Source organism: Mesorhizobium sp. NPDC059054, from assembly GCF_042739215.1.
Lineage (GTDB): Bacteria > Pseudomonadota > Alphaproteobacteria > Rhizobiales > Rhizobiaceae > Mesorhizobium.
In genome coordinates this window covers 377,321-397,210 of the sequence record NZ_JBHYHV010000002.1, presented here as the reverse complement: position 1 = coordinate 397,210, position 19,890 = coordinate 377,321, and the positions used below count along the sequence as shown (strand labels likewise).

Here is a 19,890-nt window from a genome sequence, read left to right as displayed (position 1 = left end):
CGACCTTCCCTAAATTGCCATCGGACAACGCGAATTGGAGTTTCCCGGACATGTGACTGATCCTCGCTGCCTTCACCGCTTCGGTTACGCAACGAGTAGTCCTGTCTCATGTCTTCATCCATTACGCTTGCCGGTCTCGGCTGGTCCACGCCTGACGGCACCCCTCTTTTCACCAACCTGAACCTGAGCTTCGGGCCCGAGCGTTCGGGACTTGTCGGACGCAACGGCACCGGCAAGACCACTTTGCTGCGCTTGATCACGGCAGCGCTTCCCTCGCAGACGGGAACGATCCAGGTTCGCGGCACCTTGGGCTGGATGCGGCAGGAGCTACAGCCTCTTTCCGGGCAGACCATCGGTGACCTGTTCGGTGTTTCGCCCGCGCTGGCGATCCTCGATCGCGCGGAAGCTGGAGAGGCCAGCACCGAGGAATTGGCCGATGCGGACTGGACCTTGCAAACCAGGATCGAAACAGCGCTTTTGCGGTGCGGCCTGGATGTCGGCCCGAAGACCCCCCTCTCCGCATTGTCGGGCGGGCAGCGCACCCGTGCGGGCCTTGCCGCGCTGATCTTCCAGGAACCGGATTTCCTGTTGCTCGACGAACCCACGAACAATCTCGACCGTGCTGGACGCCAGGCCGTGATAGATCTTCTCAAAGACTGGCGGGCCGGCGCAATCGTGGTCAGCCATGACCGCGAGTTGCTTGAGCAGATGGATGCCATTGTGGAGCTCACCACCCTCGGAGCCACCCGGTACGGCGGAAATTACAGTGCCTATCAGGCACGCAAGGCCGAGGAACTTCAGGCTGCCGATCGCAGATTGACGGATGCCGAAGGGCACCTCGCCGAGACAAAGCGAAGCGCACAGCAAGCGCAGGAACGCAAGGCACGCAAGGACAGCGCTGGACTGAAGTCTCGCACACGCGGGGATCAGCCGAAAATCATGCTCGACGCCGCAAAAGGACGATCGGAAGCTTCGGGCGGAGCGAACGCACGCTTGCGCGACACGCGGCGCGACAAAGCCCAGGACGCCGTGTCGTCTGCCAGAGCACAGATCGAGATCCTGCAGCCGATCCGGATGGACATCCCTTCGACAGGCCTTCCCGCAAACAGGCAGGTTCTCAAGCTAGAAGCGGTGACGGGCGGACATGACCCGGCGCCCCCGGTAATCCGCGACCTGTCACTCTCCATCACGGGGCCCGAGCGTATAGCCATCACCGGTCCAAACGGCGGCGGGAAGACAACCCTTCTTTCGCTGATCGCCGGCAAGTTGAAGCCGCAAAGCGGCAGGATCGATCTCAACGTGCCTCATGCTTTTCTGGATCAAGCCGTCGATTTGCTCGATCCTGACCGATCGCTGCGGGAGAACTTCCTTCGCCTCAATCCCGATGCCAACGAGAACGAATGCCGGGCCGCCTTGGCACGCTTCAGGTTTCGCGCCGACGACGCTCTTCAAAAAGTTCGTGCGCTCAGCGGCGGCCAGAAATTATGTGCCGGTCTCGCCTGCGTGTTGGGCGGGGCCGCGCCGCCGCAACTGCTGCTTCTCGATGAACCGACCAATCATCTCGATCTGGATGCGACAGAGGCTTTGGAGGCGGCGTTGACTGCCTATGACGGAGCAATCCTGGTGGTCAGTCACGACGAGGTGTTTCTCGACAAACTCGCCCTGGATCGACGATTGGATCTCGGGTCTATGCCGAAGGACTGAATTGCTGCCTGCAACTTGCAGCGGATGATCGTCACCGCACAGCCTTGATTTGCGGTAGGTCGCGGGTCAAAGCGCGAAAGCCTACGCCGTAATACATGTTGCGGGCAGCAACGTGCGCCGGAGCGCCAAGACAGGCGACCAGCATGTGCTTCGCACCAGCGGCCTTCGCCAGATGCATGCCATGCAGTTGCAGCGCGGTGCCCAGCCCCCGCCGACGGAAATCCCAATGTGTGCCGACGGGTTCGAATTCAGCGGTCCGCGTTGCCTCATCCAGCCAGATGATCGCGGTTGCCGCCAGCGTGCCATCAGGCGCTTCGACAAGCACATGCAGGTCACCCCGGTATGGCCAGGTCTGCTGGACGCGCTCGAAGGCCGTCTCGCTGAAACTGGACGATTGCCAGGCATCTCGATGCGCCTTGACGGCGTCAGCCCCGGACACTTCCCTCGCCGTTAGAAACCGGAAACCGCTGGGCAGTATGGGATCCGGCAGGTTGGTGAGCTCGCGCCTGTTGAACTGCACCCAAGACCCATCGTCCGCACCGGCTTCAGCATCGAAGACGTAGCCGTGTTTGGTGACAATCGCCTGCGCGTGTTCGTCCGCAGACTGTATCGTCAGCAGCCGGTCGACGCTGTCGGCAACTTCGTCATACCAATCCAGGATTTCGTGCAGCAACTGCGGTTGATCCGGGTGCGTCTGCCAGATCAGGTTGGCGGTCGCAGCCTCGCGGGACGTCCCGTCTCCGCGCGGGATTCGATAGGGTAGATGAACCCATCCCCACGCGGCCAGCCGACCGTCGACCAACCACAGCCGATGCCGCCAGAACGGGCTGAGAGTGTCGAAATCCTTGGCCCAGACCCAGGCCAGTTCACCTGTGGTCGCATCGGCATTGAGTAATTCCGGCCGCAAGGCGGTCACCTGCTGGGCCAGCCCTTGCATCAACCGCAGTTCTTTTGCGCCGAGATTCTCCATGCCGGCAACCTGCCAGGGCCGGACCATCGTGTCGAGGCGGCCTGGTGAACGTTGCCGAGACTGGAGGTTGCGTATTGTCGATCCTCGCCAAAGAAGCGCCCTCGTCTCGACGACGCAGCCTGGCAAGCTTGCCTTTACACCGGCTCTGCAATGAAGCGGGCGCGATATTCGGTCGGGCTGATGCCCATCTGCCTGCGAAAATGATGCCGCAGCGTATGAGCACTTCCGAAGCCAACGGTTTCCGCGATGTCATCCATGTTCAGGCGGTGCTGGCACAGGAGCTGCTTGGCCCAGGCGACACGTTCTTCGGTCAGCCACTCGCCCGGTGACATTCCCGTCGCTTCGGTGAAACGACGCAGGAAGGTTCGCATGCTCATCGAGCATTGGGCAGCCATATCCTCGACGGTCCAACGCACCTGCAGATTGGTGCGCAGCTTGTCGAGAAGCGGAGCGATCTCTGTGCTTCTGCGTTGCGGCACGGGACGTTCCAGAAACTGCGCCTGTCCGCCCGCGCGATGCGCGGGCATCACCAGTCGCCGCGCGACGGAATTCGCCGCAGCCGCGCCGAAGTCCCGCCGCACGATCTCGATCATGAGATCGATTCCGGCCGCGCTGCCGGCAGAGGTGAAGATGCGGTCATGATCGCGATACAGCGACGCATCGTCGACTTCGATTTTCGGGTAGCGGCGGCGAAGCTCGCTCGCATACCGCCAATGGGTGGTCGCTGAGCCACCGTCCAGAAGTCCGGTCGCCGCCAGCACAAAGGCTCCCGAACAGATTGACGCCAGGCGCGCACCACGCGCATGCGCCTGGCGAAGCCTTTGGCAAAGCTGTTCTGGAACGGAAGTGCCGGCCCCTTTCCAGCCCGGCACTACGATGATGTCGGCCCGCTCGATCAGATCCGGAGTGCCGTCTGCCACCAGGGTGAAACCGCCATGGGCCCGCAACGGACCATCATCGACCGGGCAACTGGCAAACCGGTACCAGTCTGGTCCCATCTCCGGCCGCGCAAGGCCGAAAATCTCGGCGATGATCCCGAACTCGAACGTGCACAGGCCATCGTAAAGCAACGCAACGACAAGAGGACCCGAGGTAGCGGATGAGGGATTTGGCATGATCTTTACGTATATTGGCATTCACGCCAATTGCAAGACAGTCTCCTGGCGCGGGATAAGGGCACCACAACAGGAGACCGCCATGCCAACCGCAGTGACAGCAACCAGACCCGCCGCCAGCGACCGCGCCAGGGAACACTTCGCCACCGAATTCGAGTTCGAGACCGACTGTTGGGATGTTCATGAAGCGCTGTCCCAGGGCGCGGATTTCGTGCTGCTCGATGTGCGCAGCCCTGCCCTCTACGCAAAGGGCCACGTGCCTGGCGCGATCAACCTGCCGCATCGCAAGATCATCGGCTCGAAGATGCGGCAATGGAGCGAAGACACCATCTTCGTCACTTATTGCTCGGGACCGCACTGCAACGGCGCCGCCCGCGGCGCGCTGCGCCTCGCCGACCTCGACAGGCCGGTCAAGATCATGAGCGGCGGGCTCGCCGGATGGGTGCATGAAGGTTTCGAACTGGCGACAGGCGAGTAGTCGCGACGATGCTTAACGCTCTTTCAACCGGCCGATGCGGCGACGAAAACCGCTAGTTGGTCATCGAAGGCACGCTTGTAGGCCGGCCGCGCCTTGGCTCGGGCAACATAGGCGGAAAGGTTTGGGAATTCCTTCACCAAACCTGATCCGTCCAACCTGTGCAGCACCGTCACCATCACCAGGTCGCCGGCACTGAATTCACCGTCGAGCCAGTCGGCATCACCAAGCCGCCTTGAGAGTTCGTTCAGCCGGACCCTGACGCGATCTTCAAGTATGGGCAGGAATTCCTTGAACCATGGCTTGTCGCCCACCACAAAAGGAGCCACGTCGAACTCGACGATCGGCAGTTCCATCGTGTTGAGCGCGGCAAACATCCATGTGATCGCGCGCGCCCGCGCATTCGCATCGTTCGGCAACAGGCCGGGATGATGCTGCGCGATATGGAGCACGATGGCCCCGGTCTCGAACAGCGCGAGGTCGCCCTCTTCATAGGTCGGAATCTGCCCGAACGGTTGAATTGCAAGATGCTCCGGCTGCTTCATCTCCTTGAATGAAACAAGGCGAACGTCATAAGGCTGGCCCACCTCTTCCAGTGCCCAGCGAACGCGCATGTCGCGCGCCAGCCCTTGGCCTTGATCGGGTGACAACGCAAAAGCTGTGATGGTTGGGATCATCGGGGCTCCTTTCGTATCCTTGCGGCTGTGCCCCAAGGACGAACAACCCATGCTTCTGCCGACAGATCGTCGCGTTTTTTGTTGGTGATGAGCTTTCCATAGCCGAACCCTGCGTCCCGGCTATCGCCCCCAAAGCCGAGGAGCTACCATCTGACCTCACGGCCGTCGAACGCGAGGAACGCCCCGCTGCACTCCGGCTTTGCCGCCGCGATGATCGTTCGCAGAGCTCTGGTACTTTCCTCCACCGGCAATACGGCATCATCGCCACCCATGTCGGTCTTCACCCAGCCGGGATGCAACGACAGCACCGTGACGCCGTCCGGCTGGAGATCCCGTGCAAGCTGCACGGTTGCCATGTTGAGTGCGGCCTTGGAACATCGATAGGCGTAATCGTCGTCATCGTCGTCGAGCAGACCTTCAGCCATCGAACCGGCACGCGAGCCGATGTTGGCAACGACCGGATCGCGACCGAGGCGCAGATTTGCCCGCAGTGCCCGCGTCACCAGAACCGGACCGAGCGTGTTGATGCGCAACACGTCGAGGAATTCGTCCGGCTCCAAGCAATGCAGGCCAGCGCCCCGGCTGCGCACGCCCGCATTGTTGACGAGCACGTCCAGCGGCCGGCCCGCGAGCTGTGCCGCCAGCATGGAAATCGATGCTGGTTCGGCAACGTCGAGCGGCAGAAACTCGATGCCGGTCTCAAAACCGCCCGCAGGAAGGCCGCGGCCGCAGGCGATCACCTGCCAGCCGCCCGCCGCATACTGCCGCGCCAATTCACGTCCCAGTCCGCGCCCGGCGCCGGTGACAAGGACGGTCTTACCCGCCAACTGCGGCGCTCCGTGGTTTGACGGCTGCCTCCTGGCGGGCGATCGCGGCATAGATTTCGCCGGAATATTTCACCGTGCGTTTCTGCGTCTCATAGTCGACATGGGTGATGCCAAACGGGGTGGTGTAGCCGTATGCCCATTCGAAGTTATCCATCAGCGTCCAGGCGAAATAACCCCGCACAGGCACGCCTTCGTCTGCCGCTTTCGCAACCTGTTCCAGATGCTCGACATAATAGGCCGCACGCAACTCGTCCCAGACATGACCGTCCTGCCCGACCGTCTCCGGCCGCGTGGCAACGCCGTTCTCGGAAATGTAGATCTCCTTCGGAGCGTAGTTGTCGTTCACATAGCGCAGCACGTCATACATGCAGCGGGGCCAGATCTCGTAGCCGACAGCAGAGTAGAGGCCCTCCGGCTGGACGCGCCGATAATTCAGCGGCGCCAGTTCCGTACCCTCGGCGATGACCGAGCGGCGGTAGATGTTGACGCCGAGATAGTCGACGGGCGCCGAGATGATGGCATTGTCGTCGGCATGGATCGCGGGAAGCAGATCGCCATAGAGCTCAAGCATGTCCTGAGGGTAGCTGCCCTTGAAGACGGCATCGAGGAACCAGCGGTTCTGCGCGCCATCGAAGCGTCGCGCGGCAGCGATATCGCGCGGGTCCGCGCTGGCGGGTTCCGCTACGTTAAGGTCGAAGACGATGCCGACGGAGGCGTCCGGTACCTCCGCGCGGATGATCGGAACCGCCTTGCCGTGGCCGAGCAAAGCGTGATGGCTCGCCGTCACGCCGCCTTTGGTGCCGTCGCGCAAGCCCGGCGCATCTTCGCCCGAAGCGTGGCCGGACCAGCAGAAGGTCCAGGGCTCATTGAGTGACGTCCATTTCTTGACGCGATCGCCGAAGCTGCGTGCTGCCAGCGCCGCATAGTCGGCCAAAGCGTCAGCGGTGGCGCGATTGTACCAGCCGCCTTCGTCCTGCAATGCCTGTGGCAGATCCCAGTGGTAGAGCGTCGCGTAAGGCTCGATGCCAGCCGCCAGAAGATCGTCGATCAGCCGGTCGTAAAAGGCCACGCCCTTGGCGTTGACGGCGCCGCGTCCTTCAGGAAGCAGTCGCGCCCAGGCGAAGGAGAAGCGATAAGCGCCGAGCCCCAGTGCTTTCAGGACGGCGATATCGTCTTTCCAGCGATGGTAACTGTCGCAGGCGACGTCGCCGCTGGAGCCATCGATGATGACGCCGGGCGTCTTGCAGAAGCGGTCCCAGATGCTCTCGCCCTTGCCGTCGGCGGCCGGCGCGCCCTCGATCTGGTAGGCGGCCGTGGCGGCGCCGAAGACGAAACCTTGCGGTAGAACCAGCGAGGCTGCGCGAGCGTCCAGGATGCGCCTGTTATCGATGCTTGATGTCATATTTTCTCTCGACTGTGCTGACCAGACTGGCCGCCGCCAATGTCAGCAGGATGTAGAAGATGGCGGCGGAGTTGTAGGGCGCGAACGGCAGGAAGCTCGCCGACTGGAATTCGCGCATGCGCTGGGTGATGTCACGGATGGACAGGATCGACAGCAGCGAGGTGTCCTTGAGGATGGCGATCAGTTCATTGCCGAGCGGCGGGATGATGATGCGGAAGGCCTGCGGCAGGATGACGAGGCGCGCCGTCTGCCAGTTGTTGAGGCCGAGGCTGCGCGCCGCCTCGATCTGACCGCGCGGGATGGCGTTGATGCCTGAGCGGAAGATCTCGGCCAGATAGGCCGAATAGGCGAGCGCCATGGCGGCGATGCCGCGCGCGAGATTGGGCGGATCGAACACGCCCTGGGTAGCATCCTTCAACGCGCCGGCGAGCGGCAGGCCGACATAGAGCACGATGACCAGCATGGGTATGCCGCGGATCGTGTCCACGATGAACTCCGAACCGACCGAAAGCGGGTGGCGGCGATGAATATGGCCGCCAAAGGTGAGCAGGCCGGTGATGATGGCGAGCACCGCGAGGGTGATGCCGGAGGCTTTGTCGGAGTCCCTTAAGGCGCCGGTGCGCCACAGCACCGGCAGATCGGCTGGTGCGGCGGCGAGCGGCAGCAGCGCGGCACTGACATCGGCCTTCTTTTCAAGCGCGATTATGGCCTCCGCAGGCCCCTTGAAGGTGCGTAGCGGCACCTCGTCTCCCGGTGCATCGGGAAACTGGCCGTAGCGGACGGCGCCGATCGTGCCCGACGGCGTACCCGAGACGATGGCAACCTTGCCGTCCAGCTTTCCGACCAGCACATAATCCTCGCGCGGCTGGAGCAGGAACCACGTTGCCGCGCAGGCGAGCAGCGCGGTCAGCGCAACGAAGATGAAATTCGCGCGCCGGCTGTAGTCGAGCTTGAGCAGGCCGACCCAGACGAGGCCGAGCAGCGCGGCCAGTATGTAGGCGGCGACCGCGGCGCGAATGGTCGTGGCTACGCCGGCGGCGAAAGCCATCGGCGCCAGGAAAAGAATGACGACGAGACCGATGCTGTTGACCGCAAGCAGGGTCACCCGGCCGACTTTCGTCGCACGGGCCGCCTGCCCGCTGAAAAAGAAAAGCGCGAGTGCGGCGACGGTGACCGCCAGATAGGTCCAGAAAAGCACCGACGCGTAGCCTTGCACCACCGCATCGGCGGCATCGGTGAGCCGGCGCGGTGTCACGCCCTGAACCACCAATTTCGAGGTGAAAGGATCAACCGCGTTGGCAACGACGGAAGCCACGTAGGGACGGACGACGCCAGTGAAGACGGCAGCGGCGGCTGCCAGCAGGTTCAACGCGGCGCAAGCCATGGCAAGACGCGGCCTTGGCACCGACCTGCGTGAAAACAGAACGCTTCCGACACCTGCAGCGAAGGCCACCACCAGGAGCATGAAACCGGGAACGAAGACCGAGGAGCCGTGCTCGACACCGACAATGGCACGCAGTGAGCGCTGATAGTCCGCAGAGTTCGCGAACAGGTAGACGATGAACGGCAGGGCGGCTGCGATGATCAGATTGCTGGGCCGCAGGCGCATAAGGTAGCGCATCTCTATCCGCCCTCCTTCAGAAAAGGCTCCGGCGCGGCGTCACGCCGGAGCGCGTAGCAAAGCCGCTACTTGGTGCCCCAATACTTGGCGATCAGCGCATCCAGGGTGCCGTCTGACTTGATCGCAGCGATGCCCTCGTTGAAGGCAGCGATGTTCTCGTCACCCTTGCGGAAGACGAGGCCAAGCGGATCGGACTGCAGGTTGCGGATTGGCACCACCAGTTCTCCGGCGAACTCCTTCTCATAGGCGGCGGCGTTGGCGCCGTTGATGACCACGCCGTCAACATCCTTGTTCTTGAGCGCGATGAGGGAGGCCGCGAAGCTGTCATAGGCCGTGACATTGTCCTTGCCGGCGATACCCTCTGCCACCTGAGCGTCGGTGGTGTTGGCCTGTGCGGAGAGCTTCTTGCCCTTGGTCTTGAAGTCTTCTGCGATCAGCCCTTCATCTTCGACGCGCATCAGGATTGCCTGGCTGTTGACGATGTAAGGCTCGGAGAAATCCATCGCCTTCTTGCGCTCGTCGGTTATGGAGACACCCGAAGCGACGAGATCGAAATTACCCTGGTCGAGCGCGGCGAAAATACCGTCCCAGCCGGTGGTGACGAACTCCGCCTTGCAGTTGATCTTCGCGCAGATGGCATTGACGACGTCGACATCGAAGCCGACGATCTGGCCTGTCGCCGTATCGACGCTCTCCATCGGTGGGGAGGTGGTGTCGGATCCCACCTTCAGCAATTTGCCGCCGAGATCGGCCGCGTGTGCCGCGCCGGACGCCAGCAGCGCCAGGACGAGGCCAGTCAAAACTTTCTTCATGCTCTTTCCTCCCGTTTTTTGAGCTTTGGATCAGGTGCGGCCGATGCGGCCGCCCAGATTGTCGGGCTGCCGGCCGATCAGTTCGGGCCGGAAGACCTCGGCGAGTTTCGCCGCACCTTCGTCCACCATGCGCAGCAGCAGGAATTCGCCGAGCCGACGACCGAGCAGCTCGATCGGCTGGTAGAGGGTGGTGATGGGTGGGCTGAAGTAGGCGCTGACGTTGATATCGTCATAGGCGATGACGTCGACATTCTCTCCGACACGAAGGCCCAGGCTGTTCAGAGCAGAAAGCACGCCCAAGGTGGTGGCTTCGTTCACGCACACCAACGCTGTTGGCATTGACGGCTGCTTGAAGAGCTTCAGTGTCGTGTCGCGGCCGAAACGCGCAGTGAGATCCCCGCCATTCACGAGATCCAGCGAGGGCTCGTGCCCGGCTTCCTTGAAGGCTCGACTGAAACCGTCGATCCTGTCCAGCGCGTAGGACAGGCGCGGCTCGGCGTTTATGAGCGCAATGCGCCGATGACCACCGGCGATCAGCCGCGCGGTTGCGGCATAGGCCGCCCATTCATTGTCGACGTCGACATGGGCATAGACGAGCGACTGCCGGCAGCGGCCAAGCGATACGAAGGGAAAACCGGCCTCGACCAGCATGGCGATGCGCGGATCGCTCGCCAGCACGCCGGAGAAGATCATTCCATCGGCGAGCCGCTGGTCGGCAATGCGGCGCGCGACGGCGCAGGCATCGTCGAAGTTGCGGTAGCCGTAGACGGAAAGCTGGTAGTCGCTACCGTCCAGCGCCTGCGAGATGCCACTGAGGATCTGCGTGTATTCGACGCCATCCCACTCGTAACCGGCGGCCGAAGTGATCGGCATCAGCACTGCGGCCTGGTAGGTCTTGCCCGTGCGCAGCGCCATGCCGCGGGCATTCGCCTGATAGCCCAGTTCGCGGGCGGCGGCGAGGACCGCCTCGCGAGTTGCCTCGGTAACGACCGGCGAGCCGCGCAAGGCCTTCGAGATGGTGCCGATCGAATAGCCGGTATGGGCAGCCAGCGTCTTGATTGTCGGCAAAGTGCGGCCGGATACAGATTTGGCCTTAGCCACGATCGCGCTCCCCTTTTTCAAAAGGCTATCAAGCGATAAAAACGATTTCAAGGAAAATAAAAACGTTTTTATCACAAATTTCGATGGACATTGGTTTTCGTAGGAAATGAAAATTCGACACCGTCAACGCACGGATTGCAGGCAGGCACCCGTCAACGCGCTGGAAGCGGGAATTCCCGGCGCGTGCACACAGCTGCGGAGATCCCCCATTGTCGGCAGCGTCCTCTACCGCCCCGGTCGATGGAGATTCTGGATGCCTGTTCAGGAAAGGCTATTGACGTAGAGGCAAACTTATTTCAGCGATGCCTGCTGGTATTTTTTCGGCGCTCGAAGCTAAGAAGGCCGCTGATGGCTGACCAGGTAATGGAAAAGGCGCGCGTCCCGCGAGGCGCCGAAAGATTGCGTATCGACAAGTTCACGGCCAGGCGGCTGGAGCTGGCCGAAGCAGCACTCGAGACACTGGCCGAGCTCGGCTATGCACGCACCAGCCTGCGCGAGATCGCGCAGAAATCCGACTTCACACATGGCGTGCTGCATTATTACTTCACCGACAAGGTCGACCTGATCACCTGCTGTGTGCGCCACTACAAGGCGAAATGCGTCACCCGCTACGATCAGGTGACTGCAACGGCCCCGACACGCGACGCGCTGCTGGAAGGCTTTCTGCTAAAACTCGCCGAGACCCTGCGCGAAGAAGCCGGCATGCACCGGCTGTGGTACGATCTGCGCGCACAGGCCCTGTTCGAAGATGTCTTCCGCGAGGACGTCACCGAAATAGACAAGAGCCTCGAGGACATGGTCTGGCGTGTCGCCTCACGCTATGCCGAACTCGGAGGCAAAGAGCCGGCCGTTTCACGCGCCGCGCTCTATGCCGTCTTCGACGGCCTGTTCCAGAAACACCTGCTCAGACACCTATCGAACGACGAGCGCGCCATCCCTGAATTCCTGGATGAAGTCCGTCGGCTGCTGCCGATGGTGGCTTGAAACAGCGACACGCTTCAAGCCTGTCACCTACTGCAACCCCACCTTGTCGACTTCGCCCCTCGGACAGCCGGCATTGTCGGTTGGTGCCGAGGCCAGCATCAGATCCTTCAGCGAACTGTTCTGCCCGATCGGTCCGGCAAGGCCCAGCGTCAGTTCGCCAATCATGCGCCGGCCGCGATCGTTGAAGCAGGACACGCGCACGCGGTCACCGGTTCCTTTGCCGAATGCACTATCGAAGGCGTCGCGGATCTGGTCCGACGTCAGTTCCTTCCCGATGTTGTTTTCAAAGAGTTCCCGAACCGGTGAGCCGTTCACCTGCCGCATCAGTGCCAGCGCATCGGCGAAATAGGCCTGCTGGTCCTTGCCGTAACAGGTGCCATGTTTGATCCATTCGTGCCGTTCGAGCTGCGAGGCCGTGCCCGGCATCACCTTGTCGAGTTCCTCGCGCGTGGCGCCGTCGAGATCGACAGGTGGCAGGTCCCGCCAGTTGCCTTTGTCGTTGGCGCGATCGGCAGCATTCACCGCGCAATAGAAATTGCCATTCGGCTGAGGCCACAGGCCGTGCAGCGTGAAATTGGTTGCAGCAAAACTCGCCCCGGTCATGGCCCGGCATTCGGTTTTCCGCGACTTGGTTTCGCAGAAGGCCGGCTGCCAGGAAAGTGCGAAGACATATTCCGGCTTGCCACCAGCCGCCTTCTTCTGCGGCGCATCCGGTTCCGCCGGAGCAGCCGGCGCAGCGGCTGCACCGGCGACATGGCCGCAACTCACCTTGACCCAGCGCCGCTCCGGATCGGCACCCGGCACGCGGATCATGTAGTGCGTCGGCTGATCCTTGTTGCCAGCGACGAGGTCGTAGCTCTGCCCGGCGTCCGTGCTGACATTGCCTGGGTTCTTGCCACTTTTGATCGCCTGCGTTGCCGGACAGACAGCGTCGGCCACGAAAGTGCCGCTGAGTTTCGTTTCAGCCCGCGCCTCACCGGCTGTCACGACACCGGCGAGCATTGCCCCAAGAACAAGCCAAGTCCGCATGCACGAATCCCCTCTCGTTGAATTTTGCGATCTGCCCGACAGACATGTCAGAATTGCGATGCGCGGGCTGCAACCCTTTCCGCAGCGGCATCATGATGGCCGATTGACGCTAAACGGCCACGAGCGCAAACAAAAGGCTGACAACTTCGGGGAGCGCGGGACAACCGTGCCAGGGGGAGGAAAACAATGCCATTCAGCGACCAGCGCGCCCTCGCCTCGCCCACCGGCGCATCGATCAACCTTTACACGCGTAAGGCCGAAGGCAAGGTGCGCGGCGTCGTCCAGATCAGCCATGGCCTTGCCGAACATGCCGCCCGCTATGCCGGCTTCGCCGATTTCCTCGCCACTCGCGGCTACCACACCTACGCGCATGACCATCGCGGCCACGGCCGCACCACCGCCCCCGATGCCCCGCTCGGCAAGTTCGGTGATCCGAGCGGCGGCGACAAGGTGATCGCCGATGTGCTCGCGGTGCACGATCTCATTGCAACCGAACATGATGGTCTGCCGGTCATCGCTTTCGGCCATTCAATGGGCGGGCTGATCGCGCTCAACTTCCTGCAGAAGCACTCACCGCGCATTCGAGGCGCTGCCGTCTGGAACGCGAATTTCACCGCCGGCATCGCCGGTCGTGCCGCGCTCGCGATCCTTGCCTGGGAACGGTTCCGTCTGGGTTCGGACGTGCCCTCGCGCATGCTGCCCCGGCTCACCTTCCAGGCCTGGGGCAAAGCCGTGCCCGGACACCGCACCCTTTTCGACTGGCTGTCGCGCGATCCCGCCGAGGTCGACAAATACATCGCCGACCCGCTCTGCGGCTGGGACGCTTCTGTGTCGCTGTGGCGCGACCTGTTTGGCTTCATCTTCAACGGCGCCGACGACAGCCGCTTCACCGGTATAGCCAAGAACCTACCCATCAATCTCGCTGGCGGCGAAAAGGATCCAGCCACCAGTGGCGGCAAGGCGGTGGAACACCTCGCCGGGCGCATGCGTCGCATGGGTTTTTCGAATCTCGTTTCAAAGGTTTACGCAGAAACGCGGCACGAAAGCCTGAACGAGGTGAATCGAAACATCATCATGGAAGAATTCGCCGGCTGGGCGGACAAGGTCACAGCCTCGCGCTGAGTTCTGTCGATTGCTGCGCTGGTCCATCGCAAGAACCGTGACAGGAGCCGTTTGGGTTGCTAGAGCCTGCGCGACCAAACAACCTGCGGTGTTTCATGGCCAATCCTCCCTTGAAAGACGTACGCGTCGTCGAACTTGCCCGCATCCTTGCCGGCCCATGGGCGGGACAGATGCTGGCCGATCTCGGCGCAGACGTCATCAAAGTGGAGAGCCCCGAAGGCGACGACACCCGCAAATGGGGACCGCCCTTCGTCAAAAGCAAAGACGGCGAGAACCTGTCCGCTGCCTACTACCACGCCTGCAACCGCGGCAAGCGTTCCATCGCCGTCGATTTCTCGACGCCGCAGGGTGCGGAGATCGTGCGCAAGCTGGTCGCCAAGGCCGACGTTCTGATTGAGAACTTCAAACTGGGCGGCCTGAAGAAATACGGCCTCGATTATGAGAGCCTGAAGGCGATCAACTCCAAGCTGGTCTATTGCTCGATCACCGGCTTCGGCCAGACTGGCCCTTATGCGCCACGTGCCGGCTACGACTTCATCGTTCAGGGCATGTCCGGCCTGATGTCGATCACCGGTGCTCCTGATGGCGAGCCACAGAAAGTCGGCGTTGCCGTCACCGACATCTTCACCGGGCTCTATTCGGTCATCGCCATCCAGGCTGCATTGCGCCATGCAGAGGCCACTGGCGAGGGCCAGCATGTCGACATGGCGCTGTTCGATTCCCAGATTTCCGTACTCGCCAACCAGAACCTCAATTTCCTGGTTTCCGGCACAGCACCGCAGCGCATGGGCAATGCCCACCCCAACATCGCGCCTTATGAAGTGCTGCCGGTTTCCGACGGCCATTTCATCCTGGCGGTGGGCAACGACAGCCAGTTCGCCAAATTCTGCGCCGTGGTGGGGCTCGACATGCTCCCTCCCGATCCGGATTTCGCCACCAATGCCGCGCGTGTCGCCAACCGCGTCAAATTGCACGAACACATGCTGGCCGCACTTGCCGGATTCACCCGCGACGATCTTTTGACCAAGCTGGAAGCCACTGGCGTACCGGCAAGCCCCATCAATGACATCGGCCAGATGTTCGAAGATCCGCAGGCGATCGCCCGCGGCATGCGGCTTGATCTCGACGACGGGCACGGCAACACGTTGCCATCGGTGCGTGCGCCGATGGTGATGCCAGCCACGCCGCTTGTTTATGATCGCCCTTCGCCACGCCTTGGCGAACATACCGCTGAAATCCTTGCCGAACTGGAGTGACGGGACCTATGAAGACCGGTGGTAAGCTGATCGTCGAAGCGCTTGAAGCAAACGGCGTCGATCGCATTTTCTGCGTACCGGGCGAGAGCTACCTTGCCGTGCTCGACGCGCTCCACGATTCCTCGATCCAGACTGTCGTCTGCCGTCAGGAGGGCGGCGCCGCGATGATGGCCGACTGCCAGGGAAGACTGACCGGCAAGCCCGGCATCTGCTTTGTCACACGCGGTCCCGGCGCCACCAATGCTTCGGCCGGCGTGCACATCGCCATGCAGGATTCCATTCCGATGATCCTGTTCATCGGTCAGATCGCCGGCCACGCGCGCGAGCGCGAGGCCTTCCAGGAAGTGAACTACAAGCGCTTCTTCGGCGACATCGCAAAATGGGTGGTCGAGATCGATCGGGCCGAACGCATCCCGGAATTGCTGACCCGGGCCTTCGCGGTGGCCACCTCAGGCCGCCCAGGACCAGTGGTCGTCTCGCTGCCGGAAGACATGCTGGTAAGTGAAGTCGAAGCGCCAGCGGCCCTGCCCTTTACGCCAGTCCAAACCTACCCAGGCGCAGCGGAGCTGGACGCGCTGGAGATGTTGCTCGGCACCGCCAAGCGGCCCTTTGTCATTCTCGGCGGCACGCGCTGGAATCCGGACGCGGTGGCCCAGATGCAGACCATTGCCGAAAACTGGGCGCTGCCGGTCGGTTGTTCCTTCCGCCGCCAGATGCTGTTCGATCATCTACACCCCAATTACGCAGGCGATGTCGGCATCGGCATCAACCCCAAGCTCGGCAATGCGATCAAGGAAGCTGACGTCGTGCTCCTGATCGGCGGCCGCATGGGCGAAATGCCCTCCTCCGACTACACCATCCTGAAGAGCCCGTACCCTGACCAGGCGCTGGTGCATGTGCATGCCGATGCCAACGAGCTCGGCCGCGTCTATCGCCCGACGCTGGCGATCAATGCCTCTCCAACCGCTTTCGTCGAAGCGTTCGCCAAGCGCCGGCCCAAGTCTGCATCTGCCTGGGCAGCGGAAACCGCGAAGCTGCATGACACCTATCTCGCCTGGTCGACAACGCCGAAGTCTGGCCCGGGCGCCGTGCATATGGGTCCGATCATGGACTATCTCGAAAGCGTGCTGCCCGAGGACGCCATCCTCACCAACGGCGCCGGCAACTACGCCACCTGGGTGCACCGTTTCCATCGCTTCCGCCGTTATGGCACGCAAGCAGCCCCCACCTCCGGTTCCATGGGCTACGGCCTGCCGGCGGCGGTCTCGGCCAAGAGCGTGTTTCCCGAACGCGAAGTCGTCTGCTTCGCCGGCGATGGCTGCTTCATGATGCATGGGCAGGAATTCGCTACCGCCGTGCAGTACGACCTGCCGATCATCACCGTGGTGGTGAACAACGGCATCTACGGCACCATTCGCATGCACCAGGAGCGCGAATATCCCGGCCGGGTCGAAGGCACCGATCTCAGGAATCCCGATTTCGCAGCGCTCGCCCGCGCCTATGGCGGTCATGGCGAGACCGTCGTGAAAACGGAAGAGTTCGCCCCGGCTTTCGAGCGCGCACGGGCCAGCGGCAAGCCCTCCATCATCGAAGTGCAACTCGATCCCGAGGCCATTACCCCGGCCAGGACGCTTACCGACATCCGCGAACAGCGATAAACCCTGGAGTCGTTGACGCTTTGCGCCGGCGGAAAACAAAAAGGGGCGGTTTCCCGCCCCTTTGATCTCTGCAGATGCCCAACCGCTACTTGATTGCCTTGTCGGTGATCGCGGTGGTGTAGGCACCTTCCGGCTGCTTGGTGATGATCTTCTGGTCGAGCAGCGCCTTGGCGGTGCGCTCATAAGCTTCCGGGATCAGCTTGCCGTCGGCATTGTCGATCAGCTTCGCCACTTCCTTCATCATGAACTTCTGGTGGTTTTCATCCTGACCGCCATTCTCCACGACGATATCGGCTGCTTCGTCGGTGTTCTCGGTGGCGTATTTCCACCCCTTCATCGAAGCCCGCACGAAGCGCACCATCTTGTCTTCGAACGCCGCGTCCTTCAGCTTGTCCTCGAGCGTGTAGAGCCCGTCTTCGAGCAGGTCGTTGCCCATCGCCGTATAGTTGAAGACGATGAGATCTTCCGGCTTATAGCCCGCATCGAGCACTTGCCCGTATTCATTGTAGGTCATCACCGAGATGCAATCGGCCTGCTTCTGGATCAGCGGCTGCACGTCGAAGCTCTGCTTGAGCACCGTGACGCCGTCCGGCCCACCTTCCGTCTTGAGGCCGATCTTGTTCATCCAGGCGTAGAACGGATACTCGTTGCCGAAGAACCAGACGCCGAGCGTATGCCCTTTGAAGTCGGCTTCGGTCTTGATGGGCCCGTTTTTCGGGCAAACCAGTTCCATGCCGGCCTTCTTGAAGGGCTGCGCGATATTGACCAGCCCGACGCCTTTTTCGCGAGCAGCCAAGGCGCCGCCCATCCAGTCGACGATGACATCGGCGCCGCCGCCGGCGATCACCTGCTCCGGCGCAATGTCCGGGCCGCCCGGCTTGATTTCGACGTCGAGCCCTTCTTCCTTGTAGAAGCCCTTGTCCTTGGCGACATAGTAGCCGGCGAACTGCGCCTGCGTGACCCATTTGAGCTGCAGCGTCACCTTGTCTTCGGCCATCGCCTGGAAAGCGATCAGCGACATGCCGGCCGCCAGCATCGAAACAATCGTTCTTTTCATGTTCTTACCCTCTGAAGTTGAACCCAAACCCTGCTTGTCTCCCTCCGCCTAACCTCCCCGGACAGACGGATGCCAGAACGTGGCAGCCCGTTCGATGAGCGCGACCACGCCATAGAAAACCGAACCCGCGAGCGCTGCAACCGCGATTTCGGCCCAGACCATGTCGACATTCATTCTACCGACCTCGGTCGATATTCTGAAACCCATGCCGACCACCGGCGTACCGAAGAATTCGGCGACGATGGCGCCGATCAACGCCAGTGTAGAGTTGATCTTCAACGCATTGAAAATGAAGGGAGCCGCTGCCGGCAGCCTGAGCTTGGCCAGTGTCTGCCAGTAGTTCGAGGCATAGGTCCGCATCAGGTCGCGTTCCATGTGCCCCGAGGCTGCAAGCCCGGCCACAGTGTTCACCAGCATCGGGAAGAAAGTCATGATGACGACGACGGCCGCCTTCGAGTGCCAATCAAAACCGAACCACATGACCATGATCGGTGCCACGCCGATGATCGGCAGCGCCGAGACCATGTTGCCGATCGGGATCAGTCCACGCCGCAAGAAAACGAAACGATCGGCCAGAATTGCCGTAATGAAACCGCTGGCGCAGCCCAGTAGATAGCCAATCAGCACCGAGTGGAAGATGGTCTGGTTCACATCAGCCCACAGCACCGGCAACGAATTGACGATACGCATGCCGACAGAACTTGGCGGCGGCAACAGGATGAACGGAATACCGGCACCACGCGTGGTCGCTTCCCACAGAACCAGTATCCAGACGCCGAACAGTGCCGGAACGGCCAGCTTCAACGTGGTCGACATCCAACGGTTGGACGGCTTCATCGATGACAGCACGGCCACGCAACGCCAGCCAAGCAGCCAGGTTGCAGTCAGCAGCAGATAGTACGGCGCCCGTGCAGTGCCCTCGAAGCCGGTGATGCCGTGCAGCAGCAGAAGTGCGGCGGCGGTCGAGCCGGCGAACAGGACCAGCGCTTCCAGCGCCGGCGCAAGTGCGAACATGGAGAGCACCGCTGCAACGATGGCGATGCCGTACATCAGGCCTTTGGTGCCCATGTATGGATAGTCGATCGTGGCGGTGGGCTGCGCCCAGGCGGCCACTTCAGGCACGCTCATCGCGCCCCATATCGCCGCCACGAGGCACAGCACGATCGCAAGCACAGCCTGCCAGGATGGTTTCAAGGCCTTCATGCCGGCCTCCCACCCATGGCGCGGTCAACAAGACGACCTGCGAGGCCCACCAGTGCGACCAGAAGTGCCGCCACCACCGAGCCCGCCACCAGCGCAGACCAGATGTCGATCGTCTGGCTGTAATAGGCGCCGGCGAGCAGCTTGGCGCCGATACCGGCGACCGCGCCGGTCGGCAACTCGCCGACGATGGCGCCGACAAGACTTGCCGCCACCGCCACCTTCATCGAGGCGAACAGGAACGGCACCGATGCCGGCACGCGCAGCTTCCAGAAAGTCTGCGAGCGGCTGGCATTGTAGGTATGCATGAGGTCGAGATGCATGAGTTCCGGCGAACGCAAGCCCTTCACCATGCCGACCGCAACCGGGAAGAACGAAAGATAGGTCGAAATCAGCGCCTTGGGGATCAGTCCGGTGATACCGACAGCGGCCAGAACCACGATCACCATCGGCGCGATGGCCAGGATCGGAATGGTCTGCGAGGCAATGATCCACGGCATCAGGCTACGGTCGAGCGTCGTCACATGCACGATACCGACAGCAATCACGATCCCGAGCGCCGTACCGAAGGCAAAACCGAGCAGCGTCGAGGAGAGCGTCACCCAGGCATGATAGACGAGGCTGCGGTTGCTGGTGACCTTCCGTGTGAAGGTATTCTCGAAGAAGTTCCGCGCCACCTGGTGCGGTGCCGGCAACGTCGGCTTGGGCTGCGACAGCGTCTTGCCGATGAACTCCATCGTACTCGGCGTGGCATTGTTGCGGCTGTCCATGTCGCGCTGGAACGGAGCGTTCATTGCCACCGCGCCGACATACCAGATGGCGACGATAACCGCGAGGATGGTGGTGACCGGGATGATCTTTGAACGAAGAGAGTCCATGC

At 62.1% G+C, this 19,890-nt stretch carries 18 protein-coding genes; 6 read left to right on the top strand and 12 right to left on the bottom strand.

What is annotated here, in order from left to right; genetic code table 11:
* Window positions 1–108: 108 nt before the first annotated feature.
* Window positions 109–1,704, top strand: a complete 1,596-nt coding sequence (locus ACFWXH_RS09670) for an ABC-F family ATP-binding cassette domain-containing protein (protein WP_379119645.1) — start codon at window positions 109–111, stop codon at window positions 1,702–1,704.
* A gap of 31 nt (window positions 1,705–1,735) precedes the next feature.
* Here the strand turns inward: ACFWXH_RS09670 and ACFWXH_RS09665 are convergent, their stop codons facing one another.
* Window positions 1,736–2,674, bottom strand: coding sequence for a GNAT family N-acetyltransferase (locus ACFWXH_RS09665; protein ID WP_379119643.1), 939 nt, complete (start codon window positions 2,672–2,674; stop codon window positions 1,736–1,738).
* Window positions 2,675–2,808: 134 nt separating this feature from the next.
* Window positions 2,809–3,789, bottom strand: coding sequence for a transcriptional regulator FtrA (ftrA, locus tag ACFWXH_RS09660; protein WP_379119641.1), 981 nt, complete (start codon window positions 3,787–3,789; stop codon window positions 2,809–2,811).
* An 82-nt stretch (window positions 3,790–3,871) separates the two neighbouring features.
* Here ftrA and ACFWXH_RS09655 point away from each other — a divergent pair, with 82 nt between their 5' ends.
* Window positions 3,872–4,267, top strand: coding sequence for a rhodanese-like domain-containing protein (locus ACFWXH_RS09655; protein WP_379119639.1), 396 nt, complete (start codon window positions 3,872–3,874; stop codon window positions 4,265–4,267).
* 23 nt (window positions 4,268–4,290) lie between these two features.
* Here the strand turns inward: ACFWXH_RS09655 and ACFWXH_RS09650 are convergent, their stop codons facing one another.
* The 6 genes from ACFWXH_RS09650 to ACFWXH_RS09625 all read right to left on the bottom strand — a co-directional run bounded on the left by ACFWXH_RS09650 (window position 4,291) and on the right by ACFWXH_RS09625 (window position 10,704).
* The gene (locus ACFWXH_RS09650) at window positions 4,291–4,941 is read right to left on the bottom strand and encodes a glutathione S-transferase family protein (protein ID WP_379119637.1); all 651 of its coding nucleotides are present in this window, start codon (window positions 4,939–4,941) and stop codon (window positions 4,291–4,293) included.
* 143 nt (window positions 4,942–5,084) lie between these two features.
* The gene (locus ACFWXH_RS09645; RefSeq protein ID WP_379119635.1) at window positions 5,085–5,768 is read right to left on the bottom strand and encodes an SDR family oxidoreductase; all 684 of its coding nucleotides are present in this window, start codon (window positions 5,766–5,768) and stop codon (window positions 5,085–5,087) included.
* Complete coding sequence (locus ACFWXH_RS09640) at window positions 5,758–7,170, bottom strand: GH1 family beta-glucosidase (protein ID WP_379119633.1); 1,413 nt, start codon at window positions 7,168–7,170, stop codon at window positions 5,758–5,760. Before ACFWXH_RS09640 ends, ACFWXH_RS09645 begins: the two co-directional genes overlap by 11 nt.
* The gene (locus ACFWXH_RS09635; RefSeq protein WP_379119631.1) at window positions 7,151–8,791 is read right to left on the bottom strand and encodes an amino acid ABC transporter permease; all 1,641 of its coding nucleotides are present in this window, start codon (window positions 8,789–8,791) and stop codon (window positions 7,151–7,153) included. Before ACFWXH_RS09635 ends, ACFWXH_RS09640 begins: the two co-directional genes overlap by 20 nt.
* A 65-nt stretch (window positions 8,792–8,856) precedes the next feature.
* A complete protein-coding gene (locus ACFWXH_RS09630; RefSeq protein WP_379119629.1) occupies window positions 8,857–9,603 on the bottom strand; it encodes a transporter substrate-binding domain-containing protein in 747 nt (248 codons plus the stop codon).
* A gap of 30 nt (window positions 9,604–9,633) precedes the next feature.
* Entirely contained in the window at window positions 9,634–10,704 is a 1,071-nt protein-coding gene (locus ACFWXH_RS09625; RefSeq protein WP_379119627.1) for a LacI family DNA-binding transcriptional regulator, read from the bottom strand.
* A gap of 348 nt (window positions 10,705–11,052) precedes the next feature.
* Between ACFWXH_RS09625 and ACFWXH_RS09620 the strand changes: the two genes are divergently transcribed.
* The gene (locus tag ACFWXH_RS09620) at window positions 11,053–11,688 is read left to right on the top strand and encodes a TetR/AcrR family transcriptional regulator (protein WP_379119625.1); all 636 of its coding nucleotides are present in this window, start codon (window positions 11,053–11,055) and stop codon (window positions 11,686–11,688) included.
* A gap of 27 nt (window positions 11,689–11,715) precedes the next feature.
* Here ACFWXH_RS09620 and ACFWXH_RS09615 read toward each other — a convergent pair whose 3' ends face one another.
* Window positions 11,716–12,717, bottom strand: a complete 1,002-nt coding sequence (locus tag ACFWXH_RS09615) for a ribonuclease (RefSeq protein ID WP_379119623.1) — start codon at window positions 12,715–12,717, stop codon at window positions 11,716–11,718.
* Window positions 12,718–12,903: 186 nt separating this feature from the next.
* Here ACFWXH_RS09615 and ACFWXH_RS09610 point away from each other — a divergent pair, with 186 nt between their 5' ends.
* From ACFWXH_RS09610 to ACFWXH_RS09600, 3 genes are all read left to right on the top strand, one after another.
* On the top strand, window positions 12,904–13,839 hold the full coding sequence (locus tag ACFWXH_RS09610) for an alpha/beta fold hydrolase (protein WP_379119621.1): 936 nt from the start codon (window positions 12,904–12,906) through the stop codon (window positions 13,837–13,839).
* Window positions 13,840–13,934: 95 nt separating this feature from the next.
* The gene (locus tag ACFWXH_RS09605; RefSeq protein WP_379119619.1) at window positions 13,935–15,095 is read left to right on the top strand and encodes a CaiB/BaiF CoA transferase family protein; all 1,161 of its coding nucleotides are present in this window, start codon (window positions 13,935–13,937) and stop codon (window positions 15,093–15,095) included.
* An 8-nt stretch (window positions 15,096–15,103) separates the two neighbouring features.
* The gene (locus ACFWXH_RS09600; protein WP_379119617.1) at window positions 15,104–16,753 is read left to right on the top strand and encodes a thiamine pyrophosphate-binding protein; all 1,650 of its coding nucleotides are present in this window, start codon (window positions 15,104–15,106) and stop codon (window positions 16,751–16,753) included.
* A gap of 85 nt (window positions 16,754–16,838) precedes the next feature.
* Here the strand turns inward: ACFWXH_RS09600 and ACFWXH_RS09595 are convergent, their stop codons facing one another.
* Genes ACFWXH_RS09595 through ACFWXH_RS09585 form a run of 3 tightly spaced genes read right to left on the bottom strand, consistent with a single transcriptional unit; the run spans window position 16,839 to window position 19,888 of the window.
* Window positions 16,839–17,810: an ABC transporter substrate-binding protein gene (locus tag ACFWXH_RS09595; RefSeq protein ID WP_054308300.1), complete on the bottom strand. Its 972-nt coding sequence runs from the start codon at window positions 17,808–17,810 to the stop codon at window positions 16,839–16,841.
* Window positions 17,811–17,858: 48 nt separating this feature from the next.
* The gene (locus ACFWXH_RS09590) at window positions 17,859–19,013 is read right to left on the bottom strand and encodes an ABC transporter permease (RefSeq protein ID WP_379119615.1); all 1,155 of its coding nucleotides are present in this window, start codon (window positions 19,011–19,013) and stop codon (window positions 17,859–17,861) included.
* Entirely contained in the window at window positions 19,010–19,888 is an 879-nt protein-coding gene (locus ACFWXH_RS09585; RefSeq protein WP_379119613.1) for an ABC transporter permease, read from the bottom strand. Before ACFWXH_RS09585 ends, ACFWXH_RS09590 begins: the two co-directional genes overlap by 4 nt.
* Window positions 19,889–19,890: the final 2 nt, after the last annotated feature.

Bases quoted from the DNA above. Each gene is read 5' to 3' on its own strand.
- ACFWXH_RS09670 (WP_379119645.1), top strand. From the start codon at position 109: ATGTCTTCATCCATTACGCTTGCCGGTCTCGGCTGGTCCACGCCTGAC.
- ACFWXH_RS09665 (WP_379119643.1), bottom strand. From the start codon at position 2,674: ATGGAGAATCTCGGCGCAAAAGAACTGCGGTTGATGCAAGGGCTGGCC.
- ftrA (WP_379119641.1), bottom strand. From the start codon at position 3,789: ATGCCAAATCCCTCATCCGCTACCTCGGGTCCTCTTGTCGTTGCGTTG.
- ACFWXH_RS09655 (WP_379119639.1), top strand. From the start codon at position 3,872: ATGCCAACCGCAGTGACAGCAACCAGACCCGCCGCCAGCGACCGCGCC.
- ACFWXH_RS09650 (WP_379119637.1), bottom strand. From the start codon at position 4,941: ATGATCCCAACCATCACAGCTTTTGCGTTGTCACCCGATCAAGGCCAA.
- ACFWXH_RS09640 (WP_379119633.1), bottom strand. From the start codon at position 7,170: ATGACATCAAGCATCGATAACAGGCGCATCCTGGACGCTCGCGCAGCC.
- ACFWXH_RS09635 (WP_379119631.1), bottom strand. From the start codon at position 8,791: ATGCGCTACCTTATGCGCCTGCGGCCCAGCAATCTGATCATCGCAGCC.
- ACFWXH_RS09630 (WP_379119629.1), bottom strand. From the start codon at position 9,603: ATGAAGAAAGTTTTGACTGGCCTCGTCCTGGCGCTGCTGGCGTCCGGC.
- ACFWXH_RS09620 (WP_379119625.1), top strand. From the start codon at position 11,053: ATGGCTGACCAGGTAATGGAAAAGGCGCGCGTCCCGCGAGGCGCCGAA.
- ACFWXH_RS09615 (WP_379119623.1), bottom strand. From the start codon at position 12,717: ATGCGGACTTGGCTTGTTCTTGGGGCAATGCTCGCCGGTGTCGTGACA.
- ACFWXH_RS09610 (WP_379119621.1), top strand. From the start codon at position 12,904: ATGCCATTCAGCGACCAGCGCGCCCTCGCCTCGCCCACCGGCGCATCG.
- ACFWXH_RS09605 (WP_379119619.1), top strand. From the start codon at position 13,935: ATGGCCAATCCTCCCTTGAAAGACGTACGCGTCGTCGAACTTGCCCGC.
- ACFWXH_RS09600 (WP_379119617.1), top strand. From the start codon at position 15,104: ATGAAGACCGGTGGTAAGCTGATCGTCGAAGCGCTTGAAGCAAACGGC.
- ACFWXH_RS09595 (WP_054308300.1), bottom strand. From the start codon at position 17,810: ATGAAAAGAACGATTGTTTCGATGCTGGCGGCCGGCATGTCGCTGATC.
- ACFWXH_RS09590 (WP_379119615.1), bottom strand. From the start codon at position 19,013: ATGAAGGCCTTGAAACCATCCTGGCAGGCTGTGCTTGCGATCGTGCTG.
- ACFWXH_RS09585 (WP_379119613.1), bottom strand. From the start codon at position 19,888: ATGGACTCTCTTCGTTCAAAGATCATCCCGGTCACCACCATCCTCGCG.